Origin of the sequence: Allobosea rubneri, assembly GCF_032464875.1 — a bacterium.
Lineage (GTDB): Bacteria > Pseudomonadota > Alphaproteobacteria > Rhizobiales > Beijerinckiaceae > Allobosea > Allobosea rubneri.
This window is the reverse complement of record NZ_JAWDID010000030.1, coordinates 34,595-58,705: the sequence shown is the minus strand read 5'-3', so window position 1 is coordinate 58,705 and position 24,111 is coordinate 34,595. Positions and strand designations below refer to the sequence as shown.

General features: G+C 68.3%; 21 protein-coding genes. 12 read left to right on the top strand and 9 right to left on the bottom strand.

Annotated features, from left to right (window positions below):
• Positions 1-175: 175 nt before the first annotated feature.
• The 5 genes from thrS to RKE40_RS18565 all read left to right on the top strand — a co-directional run bounded on the left by thrS (position 176) and on the right by RKE40_RS18565 (position 6,541).
• Positions 176-2,173, top strand: a complete 1,998-nt coding sequence (thrS, locus tag RKE40_RS18585) for a threonine--tRNA ligase (RefSeq protein WP_316019715.1) — start codon at positions 176-178, stop codon at positions 2,171-2,173.
• Positions 2,174-2,306: 133 nt separating this feature from the next.
• Complete coding sequence (locus tag RKE40_RS18580; protein ID WP_316019714.1) at positions 2,307-3,593, top strand: DUF2157 domain-containing protein; 1,287 nt, start codon at positions 2,307-2,309, stop codon at positions 3,591-3,593.
• Positions 3,590-4,213 carry a GDYXXLXY domain-containing protein gene (locus RKE40_RS18575; RefSeq protein WP_316019713.1) on the top strand — a complete coding sequence of 208 codons (624 nt, stop codon included), beginning with the start codon at positions 3,590-3,592 and terminating at the stop codon, positions 4,211-4,213. Before RKE40_RS18580 ends, RKE40_RS18575 begins: the two co-directional genes overlap by 4 nt.
• A gap of 373 nt (positions 4,214-4,586) precedes the next feature.
• A complete protein-coding gene (locus RKE40_RS18570; protein ID WP_316019712.1) occupies positions 4,587-5,774 on the top strand; it encodes an OpgC family protein in 1,188 nt (395 codons plus the stop codon).
• Positions 5,711-6,541: an SGNH/GDSL hydrolase family protein gene (locus RKE40_RS18565; RefSeq protein ID WP_316019711.1), complete on the top strand. Its 831-nt coding sequence runs from the start codon at positions 5,711-5,713 to the stop codon at positions 6,539-6,541. The genes RKE40_RS18570 and RKE40_RS18565 overlap by 64 nt, the downstream gene beginning before the upstream one ends.
• Before the next feature lie 19 nt (positions 6,542-6,560).
• On the opposite strand, the gene RKE40_RS18560 is transcribed toward RKE40_RS18565, so the two are convergent.
• Positions 6,561-7,484 carry a hypothetical protein gene (locus tag RKE40_RS18560; protein WP_316019710.1) on the bottom strand — a complete coding sequence of 308 codons (924 nt, stop codon included), beginning with the start codon at positions 7,482-7,484 and terminating at the stop codon, positions 6,561-6,563.
• A 129-nt stretch (positions 7,485-7,613) separates the two neighbouring features.
• Between RKE40_RS18560 and RKE40_RS18555 the strand changes: the two genes are divergently transcribed.
• Genes RKE40_RS18555 through RKE40_RS18545 form a run of 3 tightly spaced genes read left to right on the top strand, consistent with a single transcriptional unit; the run spans position 7,614 to position 8,989 of the window.
• Positions 7,614-8,183, top strand: coding sequence for a nitroreductase family protein (locus tag RKE40_RS18555; protein WP_316019709.1), 570 nt, complete (start codon positions 7,614-7,616; stop codon positions 8,181-8,183).
• 8 nt (positions 8,184-8,191) lie between these two features.
• The gene (locus RKE40_RS18550; RefSeq protein ID WP_316019708.1) at positions 8,192-8,797 is read left to right on the top strand and encodes a flavin reductase family protein; all 606 of its coding nucleotides are present in this window, start codon (positions 8,192-8,194) and stop codon (positions 8,795-8,797) included.
• Positions 8,798-8,803: 6 nt separating this feature from the next.
• On the top strand, positions 8,804-8,989 hold the full coding sequence (locus RKE40_RS18545; RefSeq protein ID WP_316019707.1) for a hypothetical protein: 186 nt from the start codon (positions 8,804-8,806) through the stop codon (positions 8,987-8,989).
• Between the two features lie 88 nt (positions 8,990-9,077).
• Here RKE40_RS18545 and RKE40_RS18540 read toward each other — a convergent pair whose 3' ends face one another.
• Complete coding sequence (locus tag RKE40_RS18540) at positions 9,078-9,983, bottom strand: LysR family transcriptional regulator (protein WP_316019706.1); 906 nt, start codon at positions 9,981-9,983, stop codon at positions 9,078-9,080.
• 127 nt (positions 9,984-10,110) lie between these two features.
• On the opposite strand from RKE40_RS18540, the gene RKE40_RS18535 reads away from it, so the two are divergent.
• Complete coding sequence (locus RKE40_RS18535) at positions 10,111-11,679, top strand: MFS transporter (protein ID WP_316019705.1); 1,569 nt, start codon at positions 10,111-10,113, stop codon at positions 11,677-11,679.
• A 14-nt stretch (positions 11,680-11,693) separates the two neighbouring features.
• Here the strand turns inward: RKE40_RS18535 and RKE40_RS18530 are convergent, their stop codons facing one another.
• Both RKE40_RS18530 and RKE40_RS18525 read right to left on the bottom strand, forming a co-directional pair.
• Positions 11,694-12,569: an HpcH/HpaI aldolase/citrate lyase family protein gene (locus RKE40_RS18530; RefSeq protein WP_316019704.1), complete on the bottom strand. Its 876-nt coding sequence runs from the start codon at positions 12,567-12,569 to the stop codon at positions 11,694-11,696.
• Complete coding sequence (locus tag RKE40_RS18525) at positions 12,569-13,063, bottom strand: MaoC family dehydratase (protein WP_316019703.1); 495 nt, start codon at positions 13,061-13,063, stop codon at positions 12,569-12,571. Before RKE40_RS18525 ends, RKE40_RS18530 begins: the two co-directional genes overlap by 1 nt.
• A 137-nt stretch (positions 13,064-13,200) precedes the next feature.
• On the opposite strand from RKE40_RS18525, the gene RKE40_RS18520 reads away from it, so the two are divergent.
• Both RKE40_RS18520 and RKE40_RS18515 read left to right on the top strand, forming a co-directional pair.
• Positions 13,201-14,334, top strand: coding sequence for a transglycosylase SLT domain-containing protein (locus RKE40_RS18520; RefSeq protein WP_316019702.1), 1,134 nt, complete (start codon positions 13,201-13,203; stop codon positions 14,332-14,334).
• Entirely contained in the window at positions 14,331-15,545 is a 1,215-nt protein-coding gene (locus tag RKE40_RS18515) for a DUF2336 domain-containing protein (RefSeq protein WP_316019701.1), read from the top strand. Before RKE40_RS18520 ends, RKE40_RS18515 begins: the two co-directional genes overlap by 4 nt.
• 191 nt (positions 15,546-15,736) lie before the next feature.
• Here the strand turns inward: RKE40_RS18515 and RKE40_RS18510 are convergent, their stop codons facing one another.
• The 4 genes from RKE40_RS18510 to RKE40_RS18495 form a co-directional block, all read right to left on the bottom strand.
• The gene (locus RKE40_RS18510) at positions 15,737-16,510 is read right to left on the bottom strand and encodes an NAD kinase (RefSeq protein WP_316019700.1); all 774 of its coding nucleotides are present in this window, start codon (positions 16,508-16,510) and stop codon (positions 15,737-15,739) included.
• A gap of 197 nt (positions 16,511-16,707) precedes the next feature.
• Positions 16,708-17,694 (bottom strand): MBL fold metallo-hydrolase, encoded by a 987-nt coding sequence (locus RKE40_RS18505; protein ID WP_316019699.1) that lies wholly within the window; start codon positions 17,692-17,694, stop codon positions 16,708-16,710.
• Positions 17,695-17,837: 143 nt separating this feature from the next.
• On the bottom strand, positions 17,838-18,251 hold the full coding sequence (locus RKE40_RS18500; protein ID WP_316019698.1) for a hypothetical protein: 414 nt from the start codon (positions 18,249-18,251) through the stop codon (positions 17,838-17,840).
• Between the two features lie 149 nt (positions 18,252-18,400).
• The gene (locus RKE40_RS18495) at positions 18,401-18,604 is read right to left on the bottom strand and encodes a hypothetical protein (protein ID WP_316019697.1); all 204 of its coding nucleotides are present in this window, start codon (positions 18,602-18,604) and stop codon (positions 18,401-18,403) included.
• 581 nt (positions 18,605-19,185) lie between these two features.
• On the opposite strand from RKE40_RS18495, the gene RKE40_RS18490 reads away from it, so the two are divergent.
• Entirely contained in the window at positions 19,186-23,043 is a 3,858-nt protein-coding gene (locus tag RKE40_RS18490) for an autotransporter outer membrane beta-barrel domain-containing protein (RefSeq protein ID WP_316019696.1), read from the top strand.
• Positions 23,044-23,160: 117 nt separating this feature from the next.
• Here RKE40_RS18490 and RKE40_RS18485 read toward each other — a convergent pair whose 3' ends face one another.
• The gene (locus RKE40_RS18485) at positions 23,161-24,093 is read right to left on the bottom strand and encodes a LysR substrate-binding domain-containing protein (RefSeq protein WP_316019695.1); all 933 of its coding nucleotides are present in this window, start codon (positions 24,091-24,093) and stop codon (positions 23,161-23,163) included.
• Positions 24,094-24,111 lie beyond the last annotated feature (18 nt).

Sequence of the window (24,111 nt, the reverse complement as noted above, 5' to 3'; positions counted from 1 at the left end):
GGAACGTGACGAAACGGACAGCTTGGGCAGGAAAAGCCATTCGGCGATTGCCTGCCTTCTCCCGCTCGTATAGGCGAGGCCGGCGCGCGCCGATCCGGCTGCCGGCCGCGCCCCTCAAAGGCAGCCGGCCTTGACTTACGGGGCTCGTATCCCCGAGTGAGCAGGAGCGCGATCGATGACGATCTCCCTGACTTTTCCTGACGGCGCCAAGCGCGAATTCCCCTCCGGCATCACCGGCAAGGAGCTCGCCGGTGGCATTTCCCCCTCGCTGCTGAAGCGCACAGTCGCCATGGCGCTCGACGGCACGATCGTCGATCTCGCCGATCCGATCACCGCCGATGCCAGGATCGAGTTCCTGACCCGCGAGGATCCGCGCTCGCTGGAGCTGATCCGGCACGATTGCGCCCACGTCCTCGCCGAGGCGGTGCAGGAGCTCTATCCCGGCACGCAGGTCACCATCGGCCCGGTGATCGAGAACGGCTTCTATTACGACTTCTTCCGCAACGAGCCGTTCACGCCGGAGGATTTCGCGCCGATCGAGAAGAAGATGCGCGAGATCATCGCGCGCGACAAACCCTTCACCAAGGAAGAGTGGAGCCGCGACCGGGCGAAGCAGTTCTTCCGCGACAAGGGCGAGGCCTTCAAGGTCGAGCTGGTCGACGCGATTCCCGAGGACCAGACGCTGAAGATGTACGCGCAGGGCGACTGGATCGACCTCTGCCGCGGCCCGCACATGACCTCGGTCGGCAAGGTCGGCAACGCCTTCAAGCTGATGAAGGTGGCCGGTGCCTATTGGCGCGGCGACTCGAAGAATCCGATGCTGACCCGCCTCTACGGCACGGCCTTCGCCAAGCAGGAGGACCTCGACGCCCATCTCAAGCAGATCGAGGAAGCCGAGAAGCGCGACCACCGCCGCATCGGCCGCGAGATGGACCTGTTCCACTTCCAGGAGGAGGGGCCGGGCGTCGTGTTCTGGCACTCCAAGGGCTGGCGGCTGTTCCAGGAGGTACTGACCTATATGCGCCGGCGCCTCGCCGTCGACTATGAGGAGGTCAACGCCCCGCAGGTGCTCGACAAGTCGCTCTGGGAGACCTCGGGGCACTGGGGCTGGTACCAGGACAACATGTTCGCGGTGAAGTCGGCCTCGGCCTTCGAGAACCCGGCCGACCAGGAGCGCGACCACAAGGTCTTCGCCCTGAAGCCGATGAACTGCCCGGGCCATGTCCAGATCTTCAAGCACGGGCTGAAGAGCTATCGCGACCTGCCGATCCGGCTGGCCGAGTTCGGCAATGTCCATCGCTACGAGCCCTCGGGCGCGCTGCACGGGCTGATGCGCGTGCGCGGCTTCACCCAGGACGACGCGCACATCTTCTGCACCGAGGAGCAGCTCGCCGCCGAGTGCATGAAGATCAACGACCTGATCCTCTCGGTCTACGAGGATTTCGGCTTCACCGAGGAGCTGGTGATCAAGCTCTCGACCCGGCCCGAGAAGCGCGTCGGCTCCGACGCGGTCTGGGACCACGCCGAAGACGTGATGACCAGGGTGCTGGAGACGATCGCGAAGCAGTCCGGCAACCGGATCAAGACCGAGATCAATCCGGGCGAGGGCGCCTTCTATGGGCCGAAGTTCGAGTATGTGCTGCGCGACGCCATTGGCCGCGACTGGCAGTGCGGCACGACGCAGGTCGACTTCAACCTGCCGGAGCGCTTCGGCGCCTTCTATATCGGCTCGGACGGCGAGAAGAAGCAGCCGGTGATGGTCCACCGCGCCATCTGTGGCTCGCTGGAGCGCTTCGTCGGCATCCTGATCGAGCACCATGCCGGGCATTTCCCGCTCTGGCTGGCGCCCGAGCAGATCGTCGTCGCGCCGATCACCTCGGACGCCGACGCCTATGGCGAGGAAGTCACCATGGCGCTGCTCTCGGCCGGCCTGCGCGCCCGCGCCGACCTGCGCAATGAGAAGATCAGCTACAAGGTGCGCGAGCACTCGCTGGCGAAGGTCCCGGTGATCCTCGCCGTCGGCAAGCGCGAGGCCGAGGAGAAGACGGTGACCGTGCGTCGTCTCGGCAGCCAGGCCCAGACGGTGATGAGCCTCGAGGCCGTGATCGCGGCGCTGACCGAAGAGGCGACGCCGCCGGATCTCGCGCGCATCAAGAAGGCGCGGGCGGGCTGATCTTCGCCGATTGTCAGAACAAGGTCGTCCCGGGGGCCCCCTTTTGGCGTCCGGGACGACGCAGATGGGTAGCTCGCGAGGGTAGCTTCTCCGCCCTCGCCAAAGCACCTCAGATGACGGCAAATAGGCGGCGATGCTGACAGGTTCCTATCGCAAGCGGCTCGATGCCGATCTGATCCGCTGGGTGGGCGAAGGCCTGGTCAGCGCCGAGAGTGCCGCCACGATCCGCCGTTCGCTGGCGCAAGAAGGCGGTTTTCGGCTTCCCGCTTTGCTCGGCCTGTTCGGCGGGCTCCTGATCGCCGCCAGCGTCTCCGCCTTCGTCGCCGCGAACTGGGAGGAGATGCCGCGGCTGGTGAAGCTCGGCCTCATCCTCTTCGGACTCGCGGGCTCGTTCGCCGTCGCCGCCAGGCTGGAGAGCCGCGGCTCGACCGGCGGGGCCGATGCGGCCGCGACCTGCGGCACGCTGATCTTCACCGCCGGCGTCGCGCTGGTCGGGCAGATGTACCACCTGCCGACCGACTGGCCGGGCGGCGCCCTGCTGATCGCCATCGGCGCGCTGGTCGCCGCCTTCCTGCTGCGCTCGAACGGTGCGCTGGTCGTCGCCCTGGTCGCGATCTGCGCCTGGGCCGGCGGCCGCTGGTTTGAAGGTGATGGCCAGGTCCATTTCGGCTTCTGGCTCGCCTTCCTGCCGGCCTTGTGGCTGGCCTGGACGCGGCAGAACCGGCTCGTCCACCATGCCGCCGTGCTTGCGGCGCTGCTCTGGTTCGCCTCGCTGCCCGGAAGCTCCAGCTTCATCCTCTTCGATTACGGCCTGCTCGCCTATGGGCTCGCGCTCTCCGTGCTGTTCGTCACGCTCGGCGCCTTCGCGCTCGACCGGGGCGGGCCGGGCCTTTTGACCGCCTGCCTGCCCTGGGGGCTGATCGGCCTTCTGGTCACGCTCAATGTCGAGCTGGTGCGCATCCTCGATGCGCATGAGGCGCGGCCGGGCACAGCGATCTCGCTCAACTACTTCGCCTATGCGCTGGCGGTTCCGGCGCTGACGGGGCTTGCGCTGCTCGGGCGCGAGCGGCGCTTCGTCTGGCCGCTTTCGCTGGCGCTGCTGCTTTCGCTGATGGTTCCGGTGGTGTTCTGGAGCGGCAGTGTCGTCGCGCTCCTCGGCAAGATCGCGATCGCGACACTGATCCTGGTGATCGCCATCGCGCTCGTCCTCGCGGGGGCCGGCGGCGGCGTGCGCCGGCTGACCATCGCCGGCTCCGGGCTGTTCGCCGTCGCGGTCCTGATCCTGCTCTGGCAGACGATCGGCACGCTGCTCGACCAGTCGCTGTTCTTCCTCGCCGCGGGCGCGATCCTGATCGGGCTCGCCAGCGGCGCGCGCCGGCTGCTCGCCAAATTCGCCAAGCCGACGGAGGCGTCGCCGTGATCCGCCTTCCTGCCGCAGACCAACTCGTCGGCCGCGTGCCGGTGCTCTGGCGGGCGCTCGCCGCGATCCTGATCCTCGGCGGCCTGATCCTGCTCCTGGTCGAATCGCGTGCCCGCATCCTGCGCGCGGGCACCGAAGTCCGGCTGGCGACCGCGCCGGTCGACCCGCGCGACCTGTTCCGCGGCGACTATGTCATCCTGAACTACAAGATCAGCACGCTCGACCCGGCGGCGCTCGACGGCGAGAAGTCTCTGCGGCGCAACCAGATCGTCTATGTCCGCCTGGCGCCTGGCGCCGACGGTTTCGCCGAGGCGAAGGGCGTCTATCTCGCGCCGCCGGCGCTCGTTCCCGGCGAGAGCGCGATCGAAGGCCGCGTCACCTCGACCAGCAGCTGCCTCGCCGGCGCCGATGGCGAGCCGGACTGTAAACTCGGCACCCGCGCCATCCGCGTCGCCTACGGGCTCGAAAGCTATTTCGTGCCGCAGGGCACGGGGCTCGCGATCGAGCGCACCGAGCGCAAGCGCATCGAGATCATCGCCGCGGTCGCTCCCTCGGGCCAGGCTGCGATCAAGCGCCTCTTGATCGACGGCAAGCTGGTTCACGCCGAGCCGCCATACTAGAGCCGTGTCGGATCAGGCTGGAGCAAGCTGAGCTGGACGAGCTCCGGGAAGCTGTCTGGCAGTAGCAGTCCTCATCCTGAGGAGCTGCGCAGCAGCGTCTCGAAGGATGCTCCAGATGGTTTCGGAGCCTCCTGAAGCATCCTTCGAGACGCCATCCCTGGCGGTATGGCTCCTCAGGATGAGGGCTGTACGAAGTCTCAAGCAGATTCAGAGCGTGCCGGAACGGTCCGGCCGCAGGGGCGTTCATCTCCCCGAGCACAGTGTTGTGAACGCCGCCGGCGGAGCCTTGGCGGTGACACAATGTTAAGATGAACGTCAGATGAACGAGGCGCTGACGGCCTCTCGATTCAGCCTGTGACGGAGCGGTGTTGACGTGAGCGGTTTCTGGCGCCTGATGCTGTTCGGAAAGGGGCCGCGCGAAGCAGCTCTGCCCGGGCGCGATCTGCGCATCGACGCCATTCGCGGCCTGATCCTGCTGATCATTTTCGTCAATCACATGCCGGGCAACGTCGTCTCGGGATGGATGCCGTACAATTACGGCTTTTCCGACGCCGCCGATATTTTCGTGCTGCTCGCCGGGGTGTCGGCCGCCTTCGCCTATGGCCGTCTGATCGACCAGCGCGGCATGCTCGTCGGCTCGCTCAAGGTCGGCGCCCGGATCTGGACGCTCTATATCGCGCATCTGGCGCTGTTCGTGCTGGTCTGCGGCATCATCGCGACCGCGATCGTGCGCACGCAGAACTCGCTCTACATGGAAGCGATCAACATCCAGCCCTTCTTCAGCGACACGCCGGCTGCGGTGATCAACGCGCTCGGGCTGACCTATCAGCCCTATTATCTCGACATCCTGCCGCTCTACATCGTGCTGCTGGCGCTGTTCCCGCTGATCTATGTCGCGGCGCGCACGAGCCCGCTGCCGACCGTGATCTTCTCGCTGGCGATCTGGCAAGTCGCGACGCATTTCGGCCTGAACCTGCCGAACCATCCGGGCGAGGCCGGCTGGTTCTTCAACCCCTTCGCCTGGCAGGTGATCTTCGTTCTCGGCGTCGTGCTCGGCCGGCTGGCGCTGGTCGGCGCGACGGTGCCGCGGCTCGTCCTGCTCGACCTCCTGGCGGCGGGCGTGCTGGTTTTCGCCGCGGCGGTGAAGCTCTCCACCAGCAACTTCCTCGCCGGCGTCCCGGTGCTCGGCGAGTGGGTCGACGGACTGCAGATCGGCATCGACAAGACCAACCTCGCGGTGGTGCGGGTCGTCCACCTGCTGGCGCTGGCCTGGCTGGTGCTGCGCTATCTGCGGCCGGGCGCGGCGCTGCTGCGCAGCCGGATCGGCGGCGGGCTCGCGGTGATCGGGCGCCATTCCCTCGAAGTCTTCTGCGCCGGCATCGTGCTCGCCATCGCCGGACAGATCATCCTGGCCGAGACCTCCTTCGTCCTGTGGGTACAATTGCTTGTAAACTTCGCAGGGATTACGATCCTGGCCGGGCTAGGAATGTTTCTGTCGTGGTACAAGACGCTTACGGCTCGCGCCGCCGGCGCCCCTCGCGAGCAGCCTGTCGCGGCCTGATCGCCGCCGCCTTCGCACTTGCGGTTGCGCCGGTGCTCGCGGCGCCGAAGCCGCTTGCCCCGGCGAATGATGCGCGCTGCCGGGCCGGCGCCAGCCAGCACCCGTTCGCACCCGTCCTGCCCGCGGCGAAGCGCGCCCTGACCGAGACCAACCAGCTCGTCATCGTCGCTCTGGGATCCTCGACCACCGCCGGCTCCGGCGCGAGCGAGGCCAATAACAGCTATCCGGCCGTGCTCGAGGCGGAACTGCGCCGGCGCCTGCCGGGCCGCGAGATCAAGGTGATCAACAAGGGCGTCGGCGGCCAGTCGGCCTATGACATGCTGCTGCGCATGGAGAGCGACGTCATCGCCGAAAAGCCCTCGCTGGTGATCTGGCAGACGGCGGTGAACGATGCGATCCGCGATATCGGCGAGGAGAAGCTGGCGAAGATCCTGAAGAAGGGCATCCGCCAGGTGCAGGGCGCCGGGATTGACCTCGTGCTGATGGACCTGCAATGGCTGCCGCGTGAGGGGCGCTATCCGAAATACGACGACTACCGCGCGGTGCTGGCCAAGACGGCGGCCGAGAACAATGTCGCTGTCTTCCCGCGCTACGGCATGATGCGGACCTGGTCGCGCAGCAAGCAGTTCACGCCAGAGGAGCTGGTCGGCATGGATGGCGACCTGCATCTCGTCGATGCCGGCTATCGCTGCCTCGCCGTGCGCCTCGCCGACGGGATCGCGGCGGCCCTGACCGGGACGCGGCCGGACGGCAAGCCGACTAACTGAGGCTGCGGCGAGCCCGCGATCAGCGGGCGATCACCTCGATGTCGCGGTCGCGCCCGGCCTCGACCTTGAATTCCCGCGAGAAGACCTGCCCCTCCTGGCGCGCGATCAGCACATAGTCGCCTTCCGCCAGGATGACCTGCGGGAAGGCGCCGATCGCCTCGCGGATGACGTCGCCACCAGGGGTCAGCACGCTGAAGGCGGTGCCGGCGAAGGCTTCCCCGCCCGGCCCAGCGACGAGCTTGAGCGTCACCATCGCGGCCCGGTGATGCAGCGTCGCCTGCGTCACCTTGCCGGATTCGACCCGGACGTCGGAGCGCTGGATGGCGTTGGAATCACCATAGGTCGAGACGATGTGATAGGTGCCCTCGGGCAGCCGGATCAGCTCGCCGGCCTTGGCGTTGTTGACGACGAGGCGGCCTTCCGAATTGCCCTGAAGCGGCACGAAGATCGAGAAGGTGAGCTGCGCCGGGGGGATCGGCGTCTCGCCGATCGAGCCGGCCAGCGAGAGGGCGCCGGCGCTGATGCTGATCCTGTCGCTCAGCCCCTGCGGGCCGAGCGTGACGCGCTTGGTGCCGCTGGCGAAGCCATAGGCGGCGTGCAGCAGATAGACGCCGGGCTCGAGCTGGAACACCGGCTCGGCATCGTTGGAACGGGCGACGATGCGCGGCGGGGTGCCGTCCGCGGTCTCGACCAGGACGCGCCAGACCAGGCCGGAGCGGATCGGCTTGCGGTCGCCCGAGAACTGCGCGCTCAGTGCCAGCGCCGCCTGGCCGGCGCGCGTGCCGAGGAAGCTGTTGGCGGCGGGAGCCGGAGCGGTGGCGGGCGGCGCGGGGGCCTGTGTCTGCGCGAGCGCGGGCAGCGCGACGAGAGCCGCCAGCAGGGCGACCGCGCAGCTGCGGGCAGCCCGCCGGCCGCCAAATTTGAACTCTTCGCTTTGAAACATGCGCCGTGCCGTCATCGTCCTTGCGCCGGAGAAGGAGCAGGCTCGCTTGTCCTCATCATGGCAAAACCTTAACTCAGGAGCGGCCGCCAGCGGCGTTCGCCCTGCCATCCTCTCCTGCCTGGATCGTTCATGACCGACACGCTCGCCCTGCTCAAGCTCCGCCGCTCGGTTCCGCCGCAATTTCTGGCCGCGCCCGGCCCGGATCAGCGCCAGCTTTCCGAACTCCTGACCATCGCTGCGCGGGTGCCCGACCATGGCAAGCTCGTGCCCTGGCGCTTCATCGTCTTCTCGGGTGAGGCCAAGGCGAAGGCCGCGGCGCTGGTCGGCGAGATCTTCCGCAAGCGCAATCCCGATGCGCCCGAGGACAAGGTCGCTTTCGAGGCCAAGCGCCTCGCCCATGCGCCGGTCGTCATCGCCGTGGTCTCGCGCGCCCGCCAGCACGAAAAGATCCCGCTCTGGGAGCAGGAGCTCTCGGCCGGCGCGGTCTGCTTCAACCTGCTCGTCGCCGCCGAGGCGATGGGCTTTGCCGGCTCCTGGCTGACCAACTGGTTCGCCTTCGACCGCGACGTGCTCGACGCCTTCGGTGTCGCGGCGGACGAGCGCATCGCCGGCTTCGTCCATCTCGGCACGGCCGACACGAAGCCCGCCGATCGCGAGCGGCCGGACCTTGCCGCCATCGTCAGCCATTACGGGCAGTGAGCGCGGCGATGATCTATTCGAGCAGCGGCGAGCCGCATGACCTCAAGCACGACCCGTTCAAGGCGATCGTGGCGCCCCGGCCGATCGGCTGGATCAGCGCGGTGAGCGCCAAGGGCGAGGTCAATCTCTCGCCCTACAGCTTCTTCAACGCGATCTCCTCGCGGCCCAATATCGTGATGTTCTCCTCGGAGAACCGGAAGGACGCGGTGGCCTTCATCGAGGAGACCGGCGAGTTCACCTGCAGCCTCGTCACCCGAGCGCTCGCCGAGCAGATGAACCAGACCTCGGCGCCCTTGCCGCGGGGGGAGAGCGAATATGCCCATGCCGGGCTCGCAATGGCGCCGTCGCGCTTCGTCAAGCCGCCGCGCGTCGCGGCAAGCCCGGCCGCGCTCGAATGCAAGCTGCTCTCGGTCCAGCAACTGCGCGATCTCGACGGGCAGGAGGTGCCGCGCTGGATGGTGCTCGGCCAGGTGGTCGGCGTCTTCATCGACGAGGCCTATGTCCGCGATGGCCGCTTCGACACCGCCGGCGCCAATCCGATCGCGCGCTGCGGCTATGCCGACTATGCCGAGGTGACCGAGCTGTTCTCGATCGCGCGTCCGCCCGGCGGCTAGACGCGGATGGCGCCGCCCGATGACGAGCAGGACCCGGACTGGCGCATGACCGTCAACCTGCTCGCCATCGTCGCGGTGCTGGCGCTGCTCGGCCTCGGCTTCTGGCTGCTGCGCGAGCTGCATCAGGCCGGGAAGGCGCAGGACTGCCTGTCCTCCGGCCAGCGCAGCTGCCGCCAGATCAGGACGCCGTGACGGCCTGCCGGGCAGGGCGAGGCAGGGACCGCAAGGCTGTGCCGCAGGCGTCAAAGCCTGAATCTTCGGAATCGGTTGGCGCCTGTGCTTAATCCGCCTTGCCAGTCCGCGCGGCCGGCCGCAGTCGGCGCAGCGTCGCGCCGCCGGGACCTTGCGCGGCTTCGCTGATCAGCCGCCCGAGTTCGCGGGCGCAGGGCGTCTTGCCGCCGGGCGACCAGATCAGCGCGAATTCCAGGTCCGGCAAGGGCGGCAGGCCGTAATCGGACCCGAGCACCTTCATGCCGGGTTCCAGCTCGTCATCGGCGATGATGGAGGCGCCGAGCCCGGCCAGCATCGCCGCGCGCAAGCCGTGCAGATTGGCCGAGGTGAAGCCGGTGTGCCATTCGATGCCGGTATCCGCGAGAGACTCGATCGCGACCGCCCGGCAGAGGCAGGGCGGATTCGAGAGCGCGAGTGGCAGCGAGGCGCCCGGCAGAACGGCGAAATCCTCGGACGCGGCCCAGACGAAGCGCTGCCGTCGCAGCACCGTTCCACCGCTCTCGCCGGCCCGGCGCATCGCCACCGCAAGGTCGAGCTCGCCATTGTCGATCCTGGCGCTGAAATCCTGGCAGACGCTGACCGAGGCTTCGAGGCGCACGGCCGGGAAGGCGCGGGCGAAGCGGCACAAGAGCTGCGGCAGCTCGTCGCCCAGGAAATTCTCCGGCACGCCGAAGCGGATCGAGCCCGCGAGCGCCGAGATCTGGAAGCGCTGGGCCAAGGCCGCATGAGCCTGCAGGATCTGCCTGGCATGGCGCAGGAAATCCTCGCCATCCTCGGTCAAAGCCAGCTTGCGCGTCGTCCGCACGAGAAGCGGGCGGCCGACCTGCTCCTCCAGCCGGCGGATCTGGTGGCTGACCGCTGACTGCGTCAGGTGCAGGCGCTCGGCGGCGCGGGTGAAGCCGCCGGCCTCCTCGACTGCGACCAGGGCGCGCAAAAGCTCGGGAGCAAAATCCATGACGGCGATTTATTATCATCATCACTGAAAAACGAGAAATTAAATCATTTCCGTCATGTCAGGGCTGCCCCTAGACCAGTGCCTCCATCGATCCCGCCGCTGCGGCGGATCGCGAAAGGTGCTTGCGATGACCAGCTCTTCAAACGCGCGAGACAGGGCGGCACTTGCCGGCGTCTGTCTTGCCTCCCTGATGTTCGGCCTCGAGATCTCCAGCATCCCGGTGATCCTGCCGATTCTGGAATCGACGCTGCCGGCCGATTTCCGCGCCCTGCAATGGATCATGAACGCCTACACCATCGCCTGCACGGCGGTGCTGATGGCGACCGGCACGCTCGCCGACCGCTTTGGCCGCAAGCGCGTCTTCATCGCGACCACGGCGGCCTTCGGCCTGACATCGCTGGTCTGCGGGCTGGCTCCGAACGCACCGATCCTGATCACCGGCCGGTTCCTGCAGGGCATGGCCGGCGGTGCGATGCTGACCTGCGCGATCGCGATCATCTCGCACCAGTTTCCGGACGGGCGCGAGCGCGGCAGGGCCTTCACGCTCTGGGGCGTCGTCAGCGGCGTCGGCCTCGGCTTCGGCCCTGTGGTCGGCAGCATGCTGACGGCGCTGGCGGGCTGGCAATGGGTCTTCCTGATCCATGTGCCGCTGACCGTGCTGGCGCTTGTGCCGGCCGCGATCGGCATCCGCGAATCCAGAGATGCCGAGGCGAAGGAGCTCGACCTTGCCGGCATCGTGACGCTGACGCTCGCGGTCTTCGGCTTCGCCTTCGTCATCACGCAAGGAACCGAACTCGGCGCTGCCGTGGCATCCGGCCTTGCCGGCCTCGCCTTGGCCAGCTTCGTGGCCTTCCTCTTCGTGGAGAAGCGCGCGCCGCAGCCGATGTTTGATTTCTCGGTGTTCCGGATCCGCCGCTTCAGCGGCGCGATCATCGGCTGCGCCGCGATGAATTTCAGCTACTGGCCCTTCATCATCTACCTGCCGATCTACTTCCAGAGCGGGCTCGGCCTCAGCGCCGAGGCGACCGGGCTGCTGCTGCTGGCCTATACCGTGCCCTTCATGGTGATGCCGGTAATCTCGGACCGCCTGCTGCAGCGCCATGGTCCGCAGCTGGTGGTTCCGCTCGGCATGCTCACCATGGGGGCCGGCTTCATCGCGATGTGGCTCGGCAGCGGGGTTGCCCAGCCGGGCTGGCTGACCGTGCTGCCGGGCGCGCTGCTGGCCGGGATCGGGCTCGGCCTGACCAATACGGCGGTGACCAACACCACAACCGGCGCGGTGCCGAGCAACCGTGCGGGCATGGCGTCCGGCATCGACATCAGCGCCCGCCTGATCGCGCTGGCGATCAACATCCCGGTGATGGGGCTGATCCTGGTCGAGGGCATCCGCCAGTCGCTGCCGGCCGGGCTCTCCGGCGTGCTCGACGCTTCGCAGCTGCAGGCGCTGGCGACCTCGGTCGCCGCCGGCAATCTCGGCGCGCTGCCGCAGAGCTATCCGGTCCTGGCGCTGCACGATGCGTCGGGCGCCGGGGTCCACGCGGCACTTGTCCGCGGCTTCGGCTGGGTAATGCTCTATGGCGGCATCAGCGCCGGCGTCCTGGCCGCGATCAGTCTGCTGATCTTCGGCGGCGTCCGGCTCCGGGCGGAAGGCGGCGCGGTCGTCACCTGCGCCGCCTCCGCCGAGCCGGAGGGCTGACCCGGCTTCTCGGCTCAGCCCAGCTTGTCCGCGCGCGCCTTGAGCCGGCGCGCCCGCATCAGATGGGGGCGGTCGAGCATCTCACCGTCGAGGCCGATGACGCCGAGGCCGGGATCGGCGTCGAACAGGGCGATTATCGCCTCGGCGCGGGCCAGCGCCTCGGGCGAGGGCGAGAAGACCTCGTTGATTACCCCGACCTGGGCCGGATGGATCGCCATCTTGCCGGTGAAGCCGTCGCGCCGGGCGGCGAGACATTCCGCCCGCAGGCCGGCCTCGTCCCGAAAGGCTGTGAAGACCGTGTCGATCGCATCGACCTGGGCGGCCGCAGCGGCGAACAGGAGCAGCGAGCGCGCCATCCGGTAGGGATCGGCATAGTCGCCATTCTCCAGGCGGTTGGTTTCGGCGCCGAGGTCGGCCGAGAGATCCTCGGCGCCCCAGGTCAGGCCGGCGAGCCGGTGGCTCGCGCCGGCATAGCTGCCGAGCGCGAAGATGCCCTTTCCGGTCTCGGTGGCGATCGCGATGATCCGGGTCGCGCCGTCGGCGAAATCGGATTCGGCCTCGCGTACCGCTATCTGGGCGGCGAGATGGGTGAGGTCCGGCCCGCCCTCGGCCTTGGGCAGCATGATCGCGTCCGGCGCGCCGGGCATGACGGCGTCGAGATCGGCCTCGGTCAGGCCGGTCGAGAGGGCGTTGACCCGCACGATCAGGCGCGGGCGGTGCGCCAGCGCGCCGGCCTCCTTCAGGAAGTCGCAGGTCAGCGCGCGCGCCTGCGGCTTGCCGTCGAGCGCGACCGAATCCTCGAGGTCGAGGATCAATGCGTCGGCGCCGCTCTCCAGCCCCTTCTGCAGCTTCTTCGGGCTGTCGCCGGGTACGAACAGGAGGGAGCGCATCAGGCCCGCTCCCCGTCGACCGGCCGCTTCTTCATGAAGGCCTGGCGGCGGCACTGCGCCACCAGCGTGCCATCCTGCTTGTAGGCGCGGTGATGGAACTCGACGATGCCGGCATCGGGACGCGAGCGCGACTCGCGCTTGGCGACGATCTCGGTGACGCAATTGATCGTGTCGCCCTCGAAGAGCGGGGCGGGGAAGGTCACGTCGGTCATGCCGAGATTGCCGATCGTGGTGCCGACCGTGGTGTCATTGACGGAAATGCCGATCATCAGGCCGAGCGTGAACAGCGAGTTCATCAGCGGCTTGCCCCATTCGGTCTCGGTCGCGCAGAAATGCGCATCGATATGAAGGGGTTGCGGGTTCAGGGTCATGTTGGAGAACAACATGTTGTCCATCTGCGTGACCGTCCGGGTCAGCCCGTGCTCGATCGAGGCGCCGACCGTGAAGTCCTCGAAATAGAGCCCGCCGCGCCGGTGTCGTTTCGGTTCCGTCATCATCCTGCTCCCAAGGCGTTTTCTGCGTCCGCCAGCCGGCTCACGGCCGGCATTTTAACGGTTCGCTTACCATAATTGGTCCAGTCTTCTCAGGTGCTTCCGCCCGACCGGAGCGGCAGCAGCCCGAGTGGTTCTTCATGTTCCTTTTCAGCACGCCGAGCGCCCGCGAGACAACGCCTGCCAATCCGGTCGTCAGCGCCATCAAGGAGGGCGCCGACCGGACAGGTGTCGGTTTCGACTATCTGCTGAAGACGGCGCAACGTGAATCCTCGCTCGAACCGGATGCCAAGGCGCGCACCTCGAGCGCGACCGGGCTGTTCCAGTTCATCGAGCAGACCTGGCTCTCGATCATGCGCCAGGAAGGCCCGAAGCAGGGCATGGCCAATTATGCCGGCGCGATCAGCGAAGGCGAGAACGGCCGCCTGACCGTCGCCGACCCCGCCATGCGCGAGAAGATCCTGCAGCTGCGCAACGATCCGCAGGTCGCCGCCGTGATGGCCGGCGCCCTGACCCAGAAGAATGGCGAGCAACTCGGTGCGGCGCTTGGTCGCCAGCCGCATGCCGGCGAGCTCTATATCGCACATGTGCTCGGCGCACGCGGCGCCAGCGACCTGATCCGGAGCGTGGGCAGCGATCCCGGCCGCTCCGCCGCCAGCCAGTTTCCGGAGGCGGCCGCCGCCAACAAGGCGATCTTCTTCGACAAGAGCGGCAGGGCGCGCAGCGTCCAGGAGGTCTACGGGGTGCTCGCCGCCAGCCATGCCAATACCCAGGTCGCAGCCTCGACCGGCGCGATGCTGGCACAGGCCCGTCCGAATGGGACGAGCGCGACGGCCTACGCGTCGGAGCCGGCGGTGGTGCCGATCGCCGCCGCGCTGGCGCCGGGGCGCGCCAAGGGGCTGATCGGGCTGTTCTCGACCGAGGGGCCGCGCACGCCGGTCTCGAAGGCGGTCGCCAATCTCTGGACGACGCCGCGCAGCGGCGAGGCTTCGCGCGCCGTCGATGCCGATCCTGCCGCCCGCTATTTCCCCCGCCGCGGCGCGGCCGCGCAGGGCGAGACCACCGCGCAGCCGGCGGCTGCCGGCGAAACCCAGGCTTCTGCCCAGGCACCTGTCGCGATGCGCGCGCCATTGCCGCCGGCACGGCCACGCGAACTCGCCGCCGACAGCCAGCCGGCGGTCGCGACGGTCGCTGACAAGCCGGCTCGCGCCTCCTCACCCCGCCGCGGCCCGCTCGATCTGAGTGCTTTCATGACGCATGGCAGGCGCGGATGATCGTACGTCGCTTCCTTCTCTGGGCCCGTACCGCCCCGGCCGAGGCGCGCGCCGCCGGCGCCGCGGCCCTAGCCGGCGCCTATCTCCGCTCGGCGATGTCGCCCGAGGACCGGCGCGAGGCCGAGACGGCGCTGATCTCGCTGGTCGACGATCCCTCGCCATTGGTGCGACGGGCGCTCGCTGAGGAACTTGCCGGCGCGAGCGGTGCACCACGCACCCTGGTTCTGGCGCTGATCGCCGAGCAGAGCGACATCGCCGCCCTGCTGCTGGCGCAGTCGCCGGTGCTCGGCGAGGCCGATCTCGTCGATGCGGCGGCGGTCGGCGACGGGCTGGCGCAGCGCGCCATCGCGCAGCGGCCGCATCTGCCGGTGAGTGTCGCGGCGGCGCTGGCCGAGGTCGGTGTCGAGGAGGCGCTGCTGGCGCTGCTCGCCAATCCGACGGCCGAGATTCCGGAATTCTCGCTGGAGCGCATTTTCGAGCGCGAGGGCGAATCCGGAGCGGTGCGCGAGGCGCTGCTGGCGCGGCTCGACCTGCCGGCTGGCCTGCGCCACTCGATCGCCGCCAAGGTTTCGGATGCGCTTGCCGCCTTCGTCAGCGGCTGCGGCTGGCTGACCGAGGAGCGCAGCGCACGGCTCGCCCGCGAAGCGACCGAGCGCGTGGCGGTGGCGCTCGCCGCCGGCGGCGAGGACAGCGACGCGCCGGCGATCGTCGAATGCCTGCGCGAGAACGGAAGGCTGACGCCGGGCGTCATCCTGCGCTCGCTGCTGAGCGGCGAGCCCGCCCTGGCGGAAGCCGCGTTCGCGACGCTCTCCGAGCTGCCCCTCGGGCGCGTTCGGGCGCTGCTCTGGGACAGGGGTGGCTCGGGCCTGAAGGCGCTCTATCGCAAGGCCGCGATGCCGGCCGTGCTGCTGCCGGCCTTCGCCGCGGTCGTGGCGGCGCTGAAGCGCGGCGGCTACGCCGCCGCCTCCGGTGCGAGCGGCATCAACCGGGCGCTGCTCGCCGAGGTGCTGATCGCCTGCGATGGCCTCGAAGGCGCCGAATCGCATGCGCTGATGGCGCTGCTGCGCCGGCTCGATGCGGAAGCGGCGCGCGAAGAGGCGAGGGGGCTCGCCGACTCGCTTGCCGACGATGCGGCGCTGGCGCTGCTGGTCGAGGCCGACCCGCAATTCCTGGTCGAGCTCGACCTCGGCGATCTGCGCGAGGTCGCGTAGCTGCGAGCAAGTCGCTCCCGCTGCGAGGTGAAACTGCGTCGGTTTCGCCATCCTCTCCGTCATCCCGGATAAGCGGCTAAGCCGCGCCGCTCCGGGATCCATCATCGAACACATCGCTCTGCGATGGATCCCGGCGCTCCGCTTCGCTGCGGCCGGGATGACGTGTCGGCTAGGGAGCAACCTGCCCGGTATCAGTACCCGAACTGTTCCCGCAGGATCCGCTCGTCCAGGCTGTGGCCGGGATCGTGCAGCATGACGAGGTCGAGCGAGCGGTCGATCGCGATCGCGACCGAGGCGACGTTCTCGATCTGGATATGATCGGCAACGGCGCTGACCGGGCGCTTCTGCGCCTCCAGCACCTCGATCGTCACCTGCGCCTGATCGGGCAGCAGCGCACCGCGCCAGCGCCGGGGCCGGAAGGGCGAGAGCGGGGTCAAGGCCAAAAGGGGCGCGTCGAGCGGCAGGATCGGGCCGTTGGCGGAGAGGTTGTAGGCGGTCGAGCCGGCCGGAGTCGCCAGCAGCACGCCGTCGGCGACGAGTTCCTCGAGCCGGACCTGGCCGTCGACCGAAAGGCGCAGCTTCGCCGCCTGGTAGGAGCGGCGCAGCAGCGAGACCTCGTTGATCGCGCGGGCCTCGACCTTGTGGCCGTCGCGGTCGATCGCGGTCATCACCAGCGGATGCACGACGCTGCGCTGCGCCGCCTCGAGCCGCTTGCGCAGGCCGCGCTCCTTGAACTCGTTCATCAGGAAGCCGACCGAACCGCGATTCATGCCGTAGATCGGCTTGGCGGTGCCCATGAAGCGATGCAGAGTCTGCAGCATCAGCCCGTCGCCGCCGAGGGCGACGACGATGTCCGCCGCCGCCGGCTCGGCGTCGCCATAGCGCTCGACCAGCTTGGCGAGTGCGGCCTGGGCCTCCGGCGTCTCGCTGGCGACGAAAGCGATGGTTCCGCTACGCTCGGTCATCGCTGGATCATTGCAGTAGCGCGCAAGGCCTGCGCGAAAATCCGTGCCATTCCTCGCGCCATCCTCCCGGTCGCTGGTCGAGCCCGTGCCATAGCACGGGCCGGTCCGGGATCGCGAGCCACGGTGCCAAAAGAAACGGTCGGGGCGCTGGCCCCGGCCGGGTAGCTATGGCCAGACCTGGCCGGCTCTCGGCGATCTCAGATCGCGCTGCTCCATTGCACCGGAACCAGCTCGAAACCGTTGCCGTCCCGGGCGATATGGCCGGTGGCGGGGAAGGGCGCGTGGTAGAACGCGACCTGCATCTTATCGGCCGAGACCATGTCGAGCAGCTTGCGGCGGGTGGCGGCGGCCTGCGGGCCGTCCATGTCGAAAACCGCCGACCAGTCGGGGTTGCGCACGAACAGCGCCGGGTGGTTCGTGGTGTCCGACATGATCATCAGCTTGCCGGAGCCGGAGGCGACGGCGAAGACGGTGTGGCCGGGCGTATGGCCGGGGGCGGCGACCGCGGTGATGCCGGGCAGGATCTCCTTGCCGGCCTCGAACTGCTTCACATCCTTGGCGACGGGGCCGAAGACGCGGCGCACACCGGCGAAGGCGCCCTTCATCGCGTCCGGGGCCGCATTCATCTTGGCGTCGTCCATCCAGAACGCCCATTCGGCGGCCGGGACCATGACCTCGGCATTGGGGAACATGGCGGTCCCGTCCTTGAGCCGGAAGCCGTTGATGTGGTCGCCGTGGAAATGGCTGAACACCACCGAGGAGACGTTCTTCGGGTCGAAGCCGGCGGCGCGGAAATTCTTCAGCCAGGCGCCCGAGGTCGGCGCGCCGGAATCGCCATTGCCGGTGTCGATCAGGGTGAGCTTGTCGCCGGCCTGGATGGCGAGGGTGGTGAAGGTGATCGAGAGCGCGTCGCTCGGCAGATAGGCCTGCTCCATCGCCTTCTTGACGTCGGCGAGCTCGGCATTGCGCACGAAGCCTTCGAGCGGGCGCCTGGCGAAGCCGTCATTGATGGCGGTGACGGTGATGTCGCCGACCTTGTAGCGATAGAAGCCGGGGTTCTGGTTCACGGGGGCTCCTTGGGCCTGGGCCGGGGCGATGCCGAGGGGCAGATCGAGCGAGGCCGCTGCTGCGAGCGCGCCGGCACCCGCCATCAGGGTGCGGCGCGAAAGGTCCAAACGGGTCATGATCGGGCTCCAACCGGTGGGCGAGGATACGCTGCCCCGGTGACGCTGCCCGCCAGCCGGTATCGCATCCTGGGCTGGGCTCAGCCTGTGCAGCAAACTAGCGGGCCGGGCGATGGCTTCAACCGTCGCCGGGTGGCGCAGGGTCAACTTTCCGTGATTTTGCCGCCACGGGCCGCAAACGCCTTGAGCAGGGCGGCGCAGAGCGCGAGCGAGGCGAGCGCGCCGTGGCCGCTCGAGCCGGCGACGAGCGCCTCGAAGGACTGCTCCTCGGCGACGATGGAATGCAGGCTCCAGTTCCAGTCGGGCGCCTTTTGCCGGAGCACGCTGACGGCGACGTCGATCTCGGCGCTGATCTTGCCGATCGCCTTCCAGAGCGCGCCCTGCTGGTAGATGCCGCCGGGTGGCGTGCGTGGGCCGGCCAGCAGCGTGGGCTTGCGGCGAACGGTGAAGCCCAGCGCCTCGTAGATCTCGGTGTCGAGATTACGGTCGGGGCGACCAGTGGTTTCGCATTGCTGTGCGAGAGCCAGGAGCTTCTCGCGCCGCTCGGCAGAGGTCATCGTTTCGAGCGCTCCGTTCTTGCCGCGCCAGGGCTATGTCGGCCGAGCAAGTTCCGGGCCGATTCAGCTGGACCCTATGGCCCTGCGGCTGGCGCGCCAAGCCGCGGCTTCGTCGATTGCGCGATTCCGTGAACGCGCCGCGAAGGTTGTCAGCCCTTGTCCGCTGCAGCCTTCTCGAGCACGGCGACGACGTCCTCCAGGCTTTCCTTGACGCCGAGCATGAAGTCCTTGCCGAAGCCGATGATGGTGTCGGCTGGCACGCCCTTGTGGACATAGACGACGCTGACCCGGGCCGGATTGACGTAGACGGGCTTGCCGTCGATCGGCGAGGTGAACTTGCAAAGCTTCGGCATGGATCGGTCTCCGGGCGATTCGAGCGGCAGAGCTATACGATGGCGCGTCTTGGCCGCGAACTTTGGCAGCCCCGCGATGCAGTCCTGTGCCGCATGCAGGCGTGCCCCGACGACCGAACGAGGCATGCGCCGAGGTACCCATTCCTGTTCCGGATGTCGCCCCGCTACCCCGTTAGAGCCGTCGGGGATGCTGTCGGCGCCGTGGTGATCGTATTGGCCAATCCGGGCAGAGAAATCATGTCGTGCCCTGCATTATCGCCGAGGCAATTCGGTGCTGCGGATGCTTCCAGGGTGCCGTTTTAGGAAGATGTAAATTTTTCCTGTTACCTCCAACGAGGGGGTTCCGTTATTCGATCGTCCTACTATCGTGAATAGTCATCGGGTTCCCGGAGGTCGTCTCGCTCTAATCCTGTGCAGCTGAACGGTGGACGTCGCTGCCTTACCCTACGCATGAGGGCTATTCGCAACACTGCGCAAGCAATTGCGCGGCGTGCTGTTTTTACGGTTGCGTCAAGGTCGGGCGCTGTCGGAGAAGTAAGATATCAGGAGGAGCGCCCATGCCTTCAACTCGATCGAATCGCATGCTTCGTCGCAAGGAGCTGCGGCTCGTGCTGTTGGCGGGAACGGCGTTGAGCCTGGCGCCGATACAGGGCGCCCAGGCGCAGAACGCGACCTGGCTGGCCGCTCCCGGTACTCCGGAACTGTCTACCGGGACGAATTGGAGCCCGGCTACGGTTCCGACCGGCACCGGATTCTTCGACACATCGAACACGACGGCGCTCACCAACTCCCTTAGTACGACTCTTGGCGGCTTTACCTTCAACGCCGGTGCCGACGCCTACACCATCACCAACACCAACACGCTGATCTTCACCGGCGCGGGCGTCGTCAATAATTCGGCCCAGGTGCAGAGCTTCACCAACAACAACGTCATGGAGTTCCATGTCGCTGCCAGCGCCGGTACCGCTGTGATCACGAGCAGCGGGAACCTGAATTTTCGCGACACCGCGACAGCCGGCAATGCGAATATCACGAACTCGGGCACGATGCATTTCGTCGGTTCGACCACGGCCGGTAACGCGACGATCAACAACCAGCAGTTCGCGGACTTCTATTTCTCGAGCAATGCCGGGAATGCGAACATCACGAATTCGGGCGTCATGATCTTCCATGACACCGCCAGCGCGGCGAATGCGACCTTCACCGTCACTGGTGCCGGTCGACTGGAGTTCGACCAGGCAAGCACCGCCGGCAATGCCACCATCACCAATGGCAACCAGCTGACCTTTTTCGAGAACACCACGGCCGCCAGCGCGCAGATCACCAACAACGCCCTGATGGCGTTCCGTGACAACAGCACCGCCGGCAATGCCACCATCACCAACAACAGCGCTCTCAATTTCGTTCAATTCGCCACGGGCGGAAATGCGACCCTGATCACGACCTCCGGGGGGACCACCGATTTCTCGTTCAGCACCGGACCGAACAATGACGGCAAGCTGAGCGCGGGCTCGATCGCGGGTGCGGGTTCCTATGTGCTCGGAACCAACGAGCTGACGGTCGGTGGCAACAACAGCTCGACCACGGTCAGCGGCGTGATCAGCGGCAACGGCTCGCTGGTCAAGACCGGCACCGGCACGCTGACGCTTTCGGGCACCAACACCTATGCGGGTGGGACCACGATCACCGGCGGGGCCGTCAGCATCGCGGCCGATGCCAATCTCGGCAACGCGGCCGGAGCGCTGACGCTGAACGGCGGCGTGCTCCAAGTCACCGGCACGACACTGACGCAGCTCGCGCGCAACGTCGTCCTCGGCACCGCCGGCGGCGGCTTCGACATCGCCGATGCCGGCAACAGCTTCACGGTGACGCAGCCGCTCTCGGGACCAGGGGCGCTGTCCAAAGCCGGGGCGGGCACTTTGGTCCTAAGCGGCGCCAATACCTATGCCGGCGCCACGACGGTCGCGAGTGGAACGCTGCGGGCGGGCGCGGCCGGCTCCTTCTCGGCGACCTCGGCTGTCACGGTCGCCTCGGGTGCCACGCTCGACCTCGCGGGCTTCAACCAGAGCGTCGGCTCGCTCGCCGGCGCCGGGGCGGTGACGCTCGGCGCGGGCACGCTGACCACGGGTTCCGATGGCAGCTCGACCGCCTTCTCCGGCGCGATCAGCGGGACCGGAGGCCTGACCAAGGCCGGGGCCGGCATCTTCACGCTGAGTGGTGCCAACGCCTATGGCGGTGCGACGACCGTTACCGGCGGGACGTTGCGGGCGGGTGCGGCCGGTGCATTCTCGGCCGCGTCGGCCTTCACGGTCGCCGCTGGGGCGGTTCTCGATCTGGCAGGGTTCACCCAGAGCATCGGCTCGCTCGCCGGGGCCGGCTCGGTCACGCTCGGCGCGGGCACGCTGACCACCGGTTCCGATGGCAGCTCGACCGCTTTCTCGGGCGCGATCACCGGCACGGGCGGCCTGACCAAGGCGGGGGCGGGCACCTTCACGCTGAGCGGCGCCAACAGCTACACGGGGGCGACGACCGTTGCGGGCGGGACGCTGCGGGCCGGGGCGGCCGGCACCTTCGCTGCGGGTTCTGCGTTCACGGTCGGGGCCGGCGCGGTGCTCGATCTGGCGGGCTTCAACCAGACGGTCGCGTCCTTGTCCGGCACCGGGACGGTTGCGCTCGGCGTGGGCACCCTGAGCACGGGCGGTGATGGCAGTTCCACCACCTTCTCCGGGGCGATCAACGGCACAGGCGGCCTGACGAAGGCCGGTTCCGGGACCTTCACGCTCAGCGGAACCAGCGGTTATTCCGGCGCGACGACGATTGCGGGCGGCACGCTGGTGGTGAACGGCTCGATCGCCAATTCGGCGGTGACGGTGGGCAGTGGCATTCTCGCCGGCACCGGCACGGTTGGCGGCATCGCGGTCGCCGGGGGCGGCACGGTGGCGCCGGGCAATTCGATCGGGACGCTGAACGTCGCCGGCAATGTCGCCTTCGCGTCGGGCTCGACCTATCAGCTCGAGATCAACGCCGCCGGCCAGGGCGACCGGATCAATGCCACGGGGATGGCGACGCTGTCGGGCGGCACGGTCCAGGTGCTCGCCGCGGCCGGGAATTATGCGGCGGCCACGAGCTACACCATCCTCACCGCCGCGGGCGGAGTCAGCGGTCAGTTCGCCGGCGTCTCGTCGAACTTCGCCTTCCTGACGCCGACGCTGGTCCATGGCGCGCAGGATGTGGTGCTGACCATGACCCGCAACGATACCGGCTTCGGTCCGGACGGCGGCAACCGCCCCTTCGTCGCGGTCACCCGCAACCAGGGCTTCATCGCCAATGCGGCGGAGCGGCTGGGCGTCGGCAACCCGGTCTACGACACGCTGGTCTCGGCGACGGCGGCGGAAGCCCGCGCCGGCTTCGACCTGCTTTCGGGCGAGGCCCATGCCCAGGGCGTTGCGGTCGCGGTCGGCGAAAGCCGGCTGGTGCGCGAGGCGGTGCTCGGGCGCCTGCGCGGCTCGCTGCTGCCGGTGCCGGGCGGCGAGATCGCAGCCGGGTTCTCGGCCGATCTGCCGAGCGCCAAGGGGCCGGTCGCGATGCCGGCACCGCGTCTCGACGAGCGCTTCAGCTTCTGGGGCGAGGGTTTCGGGGCGCATGCCAACACCGACGGCGACGGCAATGCCGCCTCGCTCTCGCGCCGCACCGGCGGGGCGATCCTCGGCGCCGACATGAAGCTCTATGACAGCGGCGCAAGCTCGCTGCGGGTCGGCATCGCCGGCGGCTATACCCGCTCGGATTTCGACGTCGATACCAGATTGTCGAGCGGCCGGCTCGAGAGCGGCCATGTCCTGCTCTATGCCGGGGCGCGCCATGGCAACTGGCGGCTCGACGGCGGCGTCGGCTACTCCTTCGGCGAGACCAATCTGACCCGCCAGGTCCTGATCCGCGGTTTTGGCAACACGCTGCGCTCGGAGCGCGACACCGACGTGCTGCAGGCCTTCGCCGAGCTCGGCTACGCCTTCCGCTTCCAGGGCTTTGCGCTCGAGCCCTTCGCCCAACTCGCCTTGCTGCGGGTCTCCTCCGGCTCGGCGATCGAGCAGGGCGGGGCGGCGGCGCTGCGGGTCTCTTCGCAGGACCAGTCGCTCGGCTTCACCACGCTCGGCCTTAGGGCCGAGGCGCAGCTCGGGGCGATGCCGCTGTTCGCCCGCGGCCTCGTCGGCTGGCGCTACGGCTTCGGCGATCTCACCCCGCAGGCCGGAACCGCCTTCGTCGCCGGCATCACCCCGGCCCGGGTCTATGCGGCGCAGATCGACCGCAACGCCCTCGTCGCCGAGGCCGGGCTCGACTGGCGCGCCACCGCTTCGACGACGGTCGGCATCGCCTACTCCGCCGCGATCGGCGAACGCACCAGAGACCACGCCCTCAAGGGGCGGCTCGAGGTCAGGTTCTGAAGGCTGGGGGCGCGCTTCGCAGCGCGTCGACCTGACGCGAACACGACAGAAATCCGCGCACCAGCGGAACATCGGCGCGGCCAGCGCCATGGGAAACGATCCGGTGATCGACCCGGATCAATGGCCGGGTCGCGCCGCGATCTCGCTGCGCAGCTGGCGTATCGCGCCGACCAACTCCCTGATCATCGGCATCGCCCGGTATTGCCGCGCATAGAACAAGCCGAAACTCGGGCACCAGTAGCTCGTGTCGAGCGGAACACGGGCTATCGTCTCGGACGCACGCATCCGCGGTGATGGCGGCATGTTGAAGAGCGAATAGCCGAGGCCTGCAGCGACGAGTTCGGCCGCGAGCTCACGCGAATTCACGACATAGCGCAGCGCCGGCTTCAGGCCATGCTGCTCGAACAGGCCGGCGTAATAGGCGCGGGCACCCGGGAAATCGAGCAGTATGTATGGCTCCTCCTGCAACGCGGCCAAGGTTACCGAGGCGGCGCCCGCCAGCCCATGGCCGCGATGCAGGCCGGCATGGATCGGCGCACGCATGATCGGAACGAAGGCGAGGTCCACCGTCATGGCGTCGTTGAAGGCGAGGCCGGCGAGCAGCTCGCCGGACCTCACCCGCGTCGCGACCTCTTCCGAGCTCATTTCCTCGAGACGGAAGCGCGCCTGCGGCGCTCGGGAAGCGAGATGGAGCAACAGGGGCGGGATGATCGCCGCCGCGGCGGTGGCAACGACGCCGATCCGCATCTCCGTCTGCCATTCATGCGGAATGCGCAAGGCCGCGTGCTCGAAGGCATCGTGGGCTGCGAGAAACTGCTCGGCGAGCGCCGCGAAGTGTTGGCCCTCCGCCGTCAGCGCGACGCCGCGCGCGGGCGTCCGGCGAAACAGGGGGGCGGCGAGCTTGGCTTCGGCGAAAGCGATGGCCTCGCGGATCGAGGAGGCCGAAATCGCGTGCGCTTCCGCCGCTTCGGCGATCGAGCCTCCGGCCGCGACCGTCACGATGTAGCGCAGCTGCTTGAGCGTGAAGTTCTTCATCGCCAGAACATACATTTTCTGAATGTTCGAGCT

What these genes read in the sequence shown, in the direction of transcription:
- thrS (WP_316019715.1), top strand. Translation starts at nt 176, where the DNA reads ATGACGATCTCCCTGACTTTTCCTGACGGCGCCAAGCGCGAATTCCCC.
- RKE40_RS18580 (WP_316019714.1), top strand. Translation starts at nt 2,307, where the DNA reads ATGCTGACAGGTTCCTATCGCAAGCGGCTCGATGCCGATCTGATCCGC.
- RKE40_RS18560 (WP_316019710.1), bottom strand. Translation starts at nt 7,484, where the DNA reads ATGTTTCAAAGCGAAGAGTTCAAATTTGGCGGCCGGCGGGCTGCCCGC.
- RKE40_RS18555 (WP_316019709.1), top strand. Translation starts at nt 7,614, where the DNA reads ATGACCGACACGCTCGCCCTGCTCAAGCTCCGCCGCTCGGTTCCGCCG.
- RKE40_RS18550 (WP_316019708.1), top strand. Translation starts at nt 8,192, where the DNA reads ATGATCTATTCGAGCAGCGGCGAGCCGCATGACCTCAAGCACGACCCG.
- RKE40_RS18545 (WP_316019707.1), top strand. Translation starts at nt 8,804, where the DNA reads ATGGCGCCGCCCGATGACGAGCAGGACCCGGACTGGCGCATGACCGTC.
- RKE40_RS18540 (WP_316019706.1), bottom strand. Translation starts at nt 9,983, where the DNA reads ATGGATTTTGCTCCCGAGCTTTTGCGCGCCCTGGTCGCAGTCGAGGAG.
- RKE40_RS18535 (WP_316019705.1), top strand. Translation starts at nt 10,111, where the DNA reads ATGACCAGCTCTTCAAACGCGCGAGACAGGGCGGCACTTGCCGGCGTC.
- RKE40_RS18530 (WP_316019704.1), bottom strand. Translation starts at nt 12,569, where the DNA reads ATGCGCTCCCTCCTGTTCGTACCCGGCGACAGCCCGAAGAAGCTGCAG.
- RKE40_RS18525 (WP_316019703.1), bottom strand. Translation starts at nt 13,063, where the DNA reads ATGACGGAACCGAAACGACACCGGCGCGGCGGGCTCTATTTCGAGGAC.
- RKE40_RS18520 (WP_316019702.1), top strand. Translation starts at nt 13,201, where the DNA reads ATGTTCCTTTTCAGCACGCCGAGCGCCCGCGAGACAACGCCTGCCAAT.
- RKE40_RS18515 (WP_316019701.1), top strand. Translation starts at nt 14,331, where the DNA reads ATGATCGTACGTCGCTTCCTTCTCTGGGCCCGTACCGCCCCGGCCGAG.
- RKE40_RS18510 (WP_316019700.1), bottom strand. Translation starts at nt 16,510, where the DNA reads ATGACCGAGCGTAGCGGAACCATCGCTTTCGTCGCCAGCGAGACGCCG.
- RKE40_RS18505 (WP_316019699.1), bottom strand. Translation starts at nt 17,694, where the DNA reads ATGACCCGTTTGGACCTTTCGCGCCGCACCCTGATGGCGGGTGCCGGC.
- RKE40_RS18500 (WP_316019698.1), bottom strand. Translation starts at nt 18,251, where the DNA reads ATGACCTCTGCCGAGCGGCGCGAGAAGCTCCTGGCTCTCGCACAGCAA.
- RKE40_RS18495 (WP_316019697.1), bottom strand. Translation starts at nt 18,604, where the DNA reads ATGCCGAAGCTTTGCAAGTTCACCTCGCCGATCGACGGCAAGCCCGTC.
- RKE40_RS18490 (WP_316019696.1), top strand. Translation starts at nt 19,186, where the DNA reads ATGCTTCGTCGCAAGGAGCTGCGGCTCGTGCTGTTGGCGGGAACGGCG.
- RKE40_RS18485 (WP_316019695.1), bottom strand. Translation starts at nt 24,093, where the DNA reads ATGTATGTTCTGGCGATGAAGAACTTCACGCTCAAGCAGCTGCGCTAC.